2 protein-coding genes are annotated in these 793 nt (G+C 42.7%); both read left to right on the top strand.

What is annotated here, in order from left to right:
- Positions 1-232, top strand: a 232-nt coding sequence (locus A3738_RS02990) for a segregation/condensation protein A (protein ID WP_197473539.1), incomplete at its 5' end; no start/stop codon positions are given.
- Positions 233-324: 92 nt separating this feature from the next.
- Positions 325-793, top strand: a 469-nt coding sequence (locus A3738_RS02985) for an SMC-Scp complex subunit ScpB (RefSeq protein ID WP_197473538.1), incomplete at its 3' end; no start/stop codon positions are given.

The following is a 793-nucleotide window of genomic DNA, read 5'->3' as shown; positions in this document are numbered from 1 at the left end:
AATTGAGCGTGAAACGCTTTCCACGCGTGAACGGATGTCTCTTGTATTGCAACAACTTAATGATGCTAGCTACGTACCATTCGAGCGATTTTTCACTCTCGAAGAAGGTCGGCAAGGTGTTGTGGTTACGTTTTTGGCGATTATGGAATTGATCAAAGAGCAATTAGTAGAGTTCGTGCAAGCAGAAGCCTTTGGCGCTATTCACGTGAAAGCAAAGTTGCTTCCGCAATAATTCAAACCTAAATGAAACCCTCGGTTGCGTTTTCTTAGTCAAAACGGCGACAATCTAGTTATTCCCAATTAGATAAACAAAAAAACAAGATCATGTCTGACATTGAAATAACGGAAGTCAATCAAGCTGGCTCAGTGCGTTCAACAAGTAATTCATTCGATTTAACGCAGTTGAAGCGCATTGTTGAAGCAACGTTAATGGCATCGGACAAGCCCATGAGCGTTGATAAGCTCCATGCAATGTTTGAATTGCATGAACAGCCGCAGAAATCAGACATTCGTTTGGTCTTGGAAGAACTTCAGAATGATTATTTATCTCGTGGTATTCAGCTAAGCAAGGTCGCGAGTGGGTATCGTTTCCAGACCGCGAAAGATTTATCTATGTGGGTAGGGCGTTTATGGGAAGAGCGACCGCAAAAGTATTCACGTGCTTTACTCGAGACTCTGTCGCTGATTGCATATCGACAACCTATTACCAGAGGTGAAATCGAAGATGTTCGTGGTGTGGCTGTTAGCTCGCACATAATGAAGACCTTATTAGAAAGACAATGGATAAAGGTCG

Source organism: Oleiphilus sp. HI0066 (genome assembly GCF_001635725.1).
This window is presented reverse-complemented; position numbering and strand designations above follow the sequence as displayed.